The sequence below is a fragment of the Candidatus Methylomirabilota bacterium genome (assembly GCA_035709005.1).
Taxonomy (GTDB): Bacteria; Methylomirabilota; Methylomirabilia; order Rokubacteriales; family CSP1-6; genus 40CM-4-69-5.
In genome coordinates this window covers 1-6801 of record DASTFB010000042.1, presented here as the reverse complement: position 1 = coordinate 6801, position 6801 = coordinate 1, and the positions used below count along the sequence as shown (strand labels likewise).

Genomic DNA, 6801 nt, shown 5'->3' with positions numbered 1-6801 from the left:
AGCCCGTAGCCGAACGCGATGTGCAGGAGGTCCCGGGGCCGCGCCCCGGCCGCCACCATCACACGCGCCATGACCTCGCGCCACATCTCGAGGTCGTCCTGGGTGTAGCCCACGACCGTAGGCTTGCCCCTGGTCCCCGACGAGGCATGGATGCGCGCCAGCTCGCCCGGGGGCACGGCGAACAGGCCCAGCGGGTAGTGCTCGCGAAGGTCGCTCTTGCGCGTGAACGGCAGCCCGGCCAGCTCGTCCAGCGAGCGAACCGCGTGCCCCTTCAACCGCTCGGCGTAGAAGGGCACGCGCGCGGACGCCCACTGCAGCGTCAGCTGCAGGCGCTCGAGCTGCAGGGCCGTCCGCTGATCCGGCGGCTGACACTCGGCGGCGGGGTTCCAGATCATGCCGGCGGCCGGCGGGGCGGCTCGGGGAACTGCTGATCGACGAGACGGTGATGGCGCAGCCCGACGGCCTCCCGCTGGATCAGCAGGGCCAGCCGCGCGCCGGCCGCGCGCTTCCACGCCTCGTCATAGGCCTGCGACAGGCGCGCGCGCTCGGCCGGCGCCCGGGTCGCCGCCAGCGCGGCGGCCAGCTCGGCGACCTCGGCCAGCGCCTGCTCGAGGCGTTCCCCGGCCCGTCCCAGCGCCGCGGCCTTCTCGGCGAGGATCTCCTGCTCGACACGAGCCGCCGCCTCGCCGCGCGTGCCGCTCACCGCCGCTCCCGGGCGACCCGGGCCCGGGCCTCCTCGTAGACGGCGAGTGTCCGGTCGATCTGAAGGTCGACCCCGAACTGGCGCTCCGCCACCTCGCGGGCGCGGGCGCCCATCGCCCGGCGACGCTCGTCGTCCACGAGCAGGCCGATGGCCGCCTCGGCCAGCGCCGCCGGCTCGGCCTTCGTGAGCAGCCCGCTGGCTCCGTCCCGCACGACCTCGTCGCAGCCGGGGGCGGCGACGGCGACCGCCGGCAGCCCGCTGGCCGCGGCTTCCGCCAGCACCAGCCCCTGCGTCTCGGTCTCGGACGCGAAGATGAAGACGTCGGCGGCCCGATAGCAAACGGGCAGCGCCGCGTGGGCTCGCAGCCCGAGGAAGTGGATTCGCTCGGCCACGGACAGCGAGCCGGCCAGGCAGCGCAGCGCCTCGGCCCGGGTCCCCTGCCCGACGAGGAGCAGCCGCGTCCGCGGCACCGTGCTGGCGATCCGCTCGAAGGCCAGCACGACGCGCTCGACGCTCTTCTCCGGATCCAGCCGTCCGACGTAGAGCAGCACCCGATCCTCCGCCGTGAGCCCGAGCTCCCGGCGGGTCGCGCCTCCATCACCCGGAGCGAAGCGCGTCAGATCGACGCCGGTCGGCACCACGGCGATCGGTGTCCGCACCCCCCGACGCACCAGCTCGTCCCGGATGACGCCCGACGGCGCGATGACCGCCGTGGCCCGGGCCGCGAACCGCGTGCTCAGATGCACCGCCGCCGCCTCGACCAGCGCGCGCCGCAGAGGGACGTAGTGGGCGTACTTCTCGTATCGCGTGTGGTAGGTGAAGACCAGCGGGCGGGCCTGCCGGGTGGCCAGGCGGCGCGCCGCCGGTCCCAACAGGAACGGGTGCTGCGCGTGAAACACGTCGACACCGAGCGCCCGCGTCCGCGCGGCGATGGCCGGCGAGAACGGAATGGCCAGGGCGAACTCCGGGTAGGTGGCCGCGGGAACGGACCGGTAGCGGATGACGCGCGGATCGGCGGTGGCCCCGGGGAAACGCGGCGCGAACACCCACACCTCGTGGCCACGCCGGGCCAGCCCGCCGCGAAGGGTCTCCACCGAGATGGTGACGCCCCCGCAGAACGGCACGTAGTTGTTCGTGAAGAGGGCGACGCGCACCGGCCGGCCCGCTACGCCTTGTTGAACTTCTCGAAGTCCTCCGGCTTGATGCTTCCCAGCCATTCCCGGATCTGCTCGGGGTCGTCGGCCTTCACGGCCTCGGGCTCCTTGGCCGGGACATCCAGGGTCTTGGCCTTGCGCACGACGTCCTCGTCCACGTAGATCGGCGCCGCCACTCGCAGGGCCAGGGCGATGGCATCGGACGGACGCGAGTCGACGGTGTACTCGACGTCCCCGAGCTGCACGTGGAGCACGGCGTAGAAGGTGTTCTCCTTGAGGTCGGTGACCACGACCTTGAGCACCCGGGCATCGATCGATTCCAGGATGTTCTTGATGAGATCGTGGGTCATGGGCCGCGGCGTCGAGATCTTCTCCAGCTCCAGGGCGATGGCATTGGCTTCGAAGATGCCCACCCAGATGGGCAAGGAGCGTTTGTCCTCCTCGTCCTTCAAGATGATGATCGGCATGTTCGAGAGCGGGTCCAGGGCCAGCCCGCGCACTTTCATTTCGACAAACATGCGCTCTCCTCCGGAAGCGAAGCCACGGCCCCACGCAGGCTGTGCGGCAGCACCTCGGTGATCCGAACCGGCACCACGTCGCCGACGGCCACCGCCTCGTGCGCGTCGAAGTTCACGACCCGGTTGCAGCGTGTGCGCCCCTGGAGCTGGGCGGCGTTCTTCCGCGCCTGCCCGTCCACGAGCACCTCGACCGTGCGTCCCCACAGGCGGCGGCTCCGAGCGGCCGCCATGCGACCGGCCACCTCGAGGAGCCGACTGTTGCGCTCGGCCTTCACGGCCAGCGGCAGCTGCTCGGCCATGGTGGCCGCCGGCGTGCCCGGCCGCGGCGAATAGCGGAAGACGAACACGTTGTCGTAGGCGACACGCTCCACCACGTCCACCGTCTGCGCGAAATCCGCCTCGGTCTCGCCGGGGAAGCCCACGATGAGGTCGGTGGAGATGGCCACGTCGGGGACGGTGGCCCGCAGCTCGGCGACGAGATCCAGGTAGCGCTCCCGCGTGTAGCCGCGGTTCATGCGCGCCAGCACCGGGTTGGCGCCGGATTGCAGCGGCAGATGCACCCACTCGCAGACCTTGGGCAGGTCGCGGATGGCCCGGATCAGGCGCGTGGTGAAGTTGAACGGGTTCGACGTGGTGAAGCGAATGCGCGTGATCCCCTCGACCTCGTTCACCTGCTCCAGCAGGGCGGCCAGATCCGTGGCGGGCTGGAGGTCCCGCCCGTACATCTCCACGGTCTGTCCCAGCAGCGTGACCTCGCGGCAGCCCTCGGCGGCCAGCTCCCGGATCTCGGCCAGCACGGCCGGCGGTGGATGACTGCGCTGCCGGCCCCGGGTGACCGGGACCACGCAGAAGGTGCAGTGCTTCTCGCAGCCCTCCATCACGGTGACGTAGGACTTCAGGCGGGACGCGTCGGTGGGTTTCGCCGTGATCTTGACGAGCGGGGCCTCCCCGGTCTCGATCACCGGACGCCGCTGACGTCTCGCCTGCTCGACGAGATCCCCCACCCGAGCGATGGCCGGGGAGCCGAAGACGAGCTCGACCCCGGGCGCCTTGGCCAGGATGGCCTCCCGATGCAGTTGGGCCATGCAGCCCATCACGCCGACGATCAGCCCCGGCTTGCGCGCCTTGAGCACGCGAAGCTGGCCGAGCTTGGAGAAGACCTTTTCCTCCGCCTTCTCGCGAATCGCGCAGGTGTTCACGAGAATGAGATCGGCCTCGCTCTCTCGATCGGTGAGCTCCCAGGACCGCTCCTTGAGCAGACCGGCGACGCGCTCCGAGTCGTACTCGTTCATCTGACAACCGTACGTGATGAGGTGAACTTTAGCCATTGCGCGACGTTGAGTCGACCGTAGCACCCGGCCTGGGGGAAGTCAACGGAGGCTCGTCCGCGCACGCCGATACTTTGCACCAGGCGCGCGGTGATGGGACTCACATCTCACACCACGAGAGGCCACTGGCGGGGCACGAGCCGCCGGGCGCGCGCAGGCGGAAGCCACCCGGCCCGGGCCTGGCAGCCCGTGCCCCGTCGATCAATCGATCTCTTCTGTCCGAGCGCTGCGCCCGGCCGCAGTCCGTTCGCCGACCCTGCCGCTGGCGCCGTGCCCGTTGCCGTTGCCGCTGAAAGTCAGGGGCGGCTTGAACTCGAACTTGTGCTCCAGCCGTGCGCGCCGCTCCTTCCAGCCCTCCTGGTACTCCAGCTCGTCCTCGTGGAGGGTCGCGGGCTGCTTGATGCCGTGGGCCGTGCGGAACTGGATCGCCAGCTCGCTGGCCCGCCGCCGTACCTCGTCCCACGGTGTCCCCAGGGCGAACTGATCGGAGATGGCGCCGATACGTCCCGTGTGGATGTTGCAGGACAGCGTGATGCAGGACAGGATCGGCCCGGACCAGTACGACGTCTGCGAGTTGATCGGCACCGGCAGGATGTGCAGGTGGTGACTTCCCCGGCAGTCGCCGGCGACCATCGGGCAGGCCGCCCACGGCGAGGTGATCTCACCGGGCGCCGGCCAATCGCCCTGGGCCAGTGAGAGCAGCACGGGATCGTCTTTGCCCCCGTAGGTGAAGCCCTTCTTGGTCTTGATGTTGTGCAGCCGCTCCGCGGACACGACGTAACCGAGCTGGTCGGCTTCTCCGCGCTCGGTGCGGCTCCAGATCCGGGCCACCACGAAGCGGGAGGAGCGGCAGAGCCCCTCGATGTCGTAGAGATCTTCGGGCGCCCGGAGGCGGATCACCTTTTCTTGAAGACCCTTGGCCAGCTCTTCCATCTTGCCGTCGAGCGCCTTCTGATCCCGGGGGTGGGCCCCCGCCTCGATGGCCTGGGCTTTGGTGTCCAGGTCGACGATGTCCATGATGTAGCCGCGCTTCATCTTGGAGGCCGCGATGACGAGACCGGTGTTGAAGCGGGGCAAGAGGTACGCCCCGGTGGCGAAGTAGTTGAAGGCCATCGGCTCGGTCTTGTCGGCGAACGACACCAGGACGGTCTGTGAGGCGTTGTCCTTGCGCACGGGCATCGGCAGCACCACCGTGGCCGGACCGGCCCCGCGCAGGTTGCCCGTGAAGGCATCGGCCACCAGGTCCTGCCCGGGCCCATAGAGGCCCAGCTCGGCGGCTTTCGCCGCGCCCTCCTGCAGCGCGTCCCACATCAGCTCGTCCACCACGCTCATGTCGACGTTCTCGTCGACGATGCCGGTGACCCCGACGTCGTCCCCGGTGTGGGTGACGATCAACGAGCTGAACATGGGCTGGCCGCGCAACAGGTTGTTGTCGAGCACGAACTTGGCGACGGCCGACTTGACCTCCTCGGCCGCCACGACGTGCCCCCCCACCCCGCCCACGTCGGCCTTGGTCGCCTTCACGTAGCGCTGCACCAGCGCGGGGCTCTTGGCGAACACGTAGGCCTTGTACGAGAAGATGTTCGGGGTGTTGGTGACCGGGATCTTCTCGGCCAGGGTCTGGGGCAGATCGGCCAGGTTGTCCCGGGATTGGTGGTAATCGGTGGACGCGGGCTTGCGGGTGTCGTCGGCGGCACCATACCGCTTGCCTGCCATGAGAGCCTCCTCGACCGAGTCGTTGGGTTGGAGAAAGGGCTGACGGGAGCAGGATAACGGCGTACACTGACCGCCGTCAAGCAAGAACTTGAAACCCATGAAATTAATTTCTCACCGGCCCGGCGAGCTCAGGCAGATGGTGCAGTGCCTGGAGCTCTACTATCGCCAGGCGCGGAGCCAGAAGGACATCGCCAGCACGCTGGGCGTGTCCGCGGCCACCGTGTCGCGGCTGCTCAAGCGGGCGTTCGACGAAGGCCTGGTGCGGGTGGAGCTGGACCTGCCCCGCACCCAAGAGCTCGAGGCCGCCCTCGTGGAGCGCTTCGATCTGCACGACGCCGTGGTGATCGCCGCCGGCGGCCGGGCCGACGTCCGCGAGGCGCTGGGGGTCGCCGCCGCCGCCGCCTTCGAGAAGGTCGCCGCCAATGGCCTGCGGGTGGGACTGTCGTGCGGCTTTACGCTCTACCAGACCGTGCGCAGCCTGCGCGAGCGGCGCTTCCGGGATCTGGCCCTCTATCCCCTCTCCGGCGAGAGCACGCTCAAGCTGGTCGACATCTCCCCCAACACGCTGGTGGGCATGATGGCGGCGAAATACCGACCCCACGTCACGGCGTATGCCCTGCCCGTCCAGCACCTGGTGTCCCTGCGCCAGTTCGAGCGGGAGCGGCGGCGGCTGCTCCGGGACCCCGAGGTGCGCAGCATCTACGACGCCGTGCAGAACGTGGACATCGCCCTGGTCGGCATCGGCCAGATCGGCGAGCAGACTCCGGGCTTCTGCTCGCTGGCGGAATCGTACGGGGTGAGCGTCCGTCGGCTGCGGGAGCTGGGCGTGGTCGGCGAGATCAACTATCAGCCTTTCGACGTCCAGGGTCGGATCGTCGATCAGGCCGAGCTACGCGCCTTGATGCGACGGGTCCTGTCGGTGACGGGGGACCGGCTGCAGGAGCTTTCGCGGCGGAACGACCGCTCGGTCATCGCGGTCGCCGGGGGCCTGGGCAAGATCGACGCCGTCCGGGGGGCGCTGCGCGGCCGTTTCATGAACGTCCTGGTGACCGACGAGGACGTCGCCCAGGCCGTCCTCAAGCCCTAGCGGGCCCCGGGCGGCTACCGCGGCAACGATTCCTCTTCGAAGACGCCGATGCGCCGGAACTTCTCGTAGCGCTCCCGGACCAGGCTGTCCGGGCTCTTGGCGCGCAGCGCTCCGAGGTGCTCGGCCAGCGCGGCCTTCAAGTTTGCCGCCGTGATCTCCCAGTCGCGGTGGGCGCCCCCCGGCGCCTCCGGCACCACCGCGTCGATGACCCCCAGGCGCAGCAGGTCTCTGGCGGTGATCTTCATGATCTCGGCGGCCTCCGGCGCCTTCCCCGCGTCGCCCCACAGGATCGCGG

General features: G+C 69.9%; 8 protein-coding genes. 1 reads left to right on the top strand and 7 read right to left on the bottom strand.

From position 1 onward, the window contains the following. From VFR64_06515 to VFR64_06490, 6 genes are all read right to left on the bottom strand, one after another. Positions 1 to 395, bottom strand: a 395-nt coding sequence (locus tag VFR64_06515; GenBank protein ID HET9489388.1) for a phenylacetate--CoA ligase, incomplete at its 3' end; no start/stop codon positions are given. Further along, positions 392 to 703, bottom strand: coding sequence for a hypothetical protein (locus tag VFR64_06510; GenBank protein HET9489387.1), 312 nt, complete (start codon positions 701 to 703; stop codon positions 392 to 394). The genes VFR64_06510 and VFR64_06515, both read right to left, overlap by 4 nt. Next, positions 700 to 1857 carry a glycosyltransferase gene (locus tag VFR64_06505; protein ID HET9489386.1) on the bottom strand — a complete coding sequence of 386 codons (1158 nt, stop codon included), beginning with the start codon at positions 1855 to 1857 and terminating at the stop codon, positions 700 to 702. Before VFR64_06505 ends, VFR64_06510 begins: the two co-directional genes overlap by 4 nt. An 11-nt stretch (positions 1858 to 1868) precedes the next feature. Next, positions 1869 to 2375, bottom strand: coding sequence for a bifunctional nuclease family protein (locus VFR64_06500; protein HET9489385.1), 507 nt, complete (start codon positions 2373 to 2375; stop codon positions 1869 to 1871). After that, positions 2360 to 3703 (bottom strand): tRNA (N6-isopentenyl adenosine(37)-C2)-methylthiotransferase MiaB, encoded by a 1344-nt coding sequence (gene miaB, locus VFR64_06495; GenBank protein HET9489384.1) that lies wholly within the window; start codon positions 3701 to 3703, stop codon positions 2360 to 2362. The genes VFR64_06500 and miaB overlap by 16 nt, the downstream gene beginning before the upstream one ends. Before the next feature lie 201 nt (positions 3704 to 3904). After that, the gene (locus tag VFR64_06490; GenBank protein HET9489383.1) at positions 3905 to 5419 is read right to left on the bottom strand and encodes a fructose 1,6-bisphosphatase; all 1515 of its coding nucleotides are present in this window, start codon (positions 5417 to 5419) and stop codon (positions 3905 to 3907) included. Between the two features lie 97 nt (positions 5420 to 5516). Between VFR64_06490 and VFR64_06485 the strand changes: the two genes are divergently transcribed. Further along, the gene (locus VFR64_06485; GenBank protein HET9489382.1) at positions 5517 to 6506 is read left to right on the top strand and encodes a sugar-binding domain-containing protein; all 990 of its coding nucleotides are present in this window, start codon (positions 5517 to 5519) and stop codon (positions 6504 to 6506) included. A 14-nt stretch (positions 6507 to 6520) separates the two neighbouring features. Here VFR64_06485 and VFR64_06480 read toward each other — a convergent pair. Then, positions 6521 to 6801, bottom strand: a 281-nt coding sequence (locus tag VFR64_06480; GenBank protein HET9489381.1) for an acetyl-CoA carboxylase carboxyl transferase subunit alpha, incomplete at its 5' end; no start/stop codon positions are given.

Coding starts and splice junctions, on each gene's coding strand:
- VFR64_06500 (HET9489385.1), bottom strand. CDS start 2,375: ATGTTTGTCGAAATGAAAGTGCGCGGGCTGGCCCTGGACCCGCTCTCG.
- VFR64_06485 (HET9489382.1), top strand. CDS start 5,517: ATGAAATTAATTTCTCACCGGCCCGGCGAGCTCAGGCAGATGGTGCAG.
- VFR64_06490 (HET9489383.1), bottom strand. CDS start 5,419: ATGGCAGGCAAGCGGTATGGTGCCGCCGACGACACCCGCAAGCCCGCG.
- miaB (HET9489384.1), bottom strand. CDS start 3,703: ATGGCTAAAGTTCACCTCATCACGTACGGTTGTCAGATGAACGAGTAC.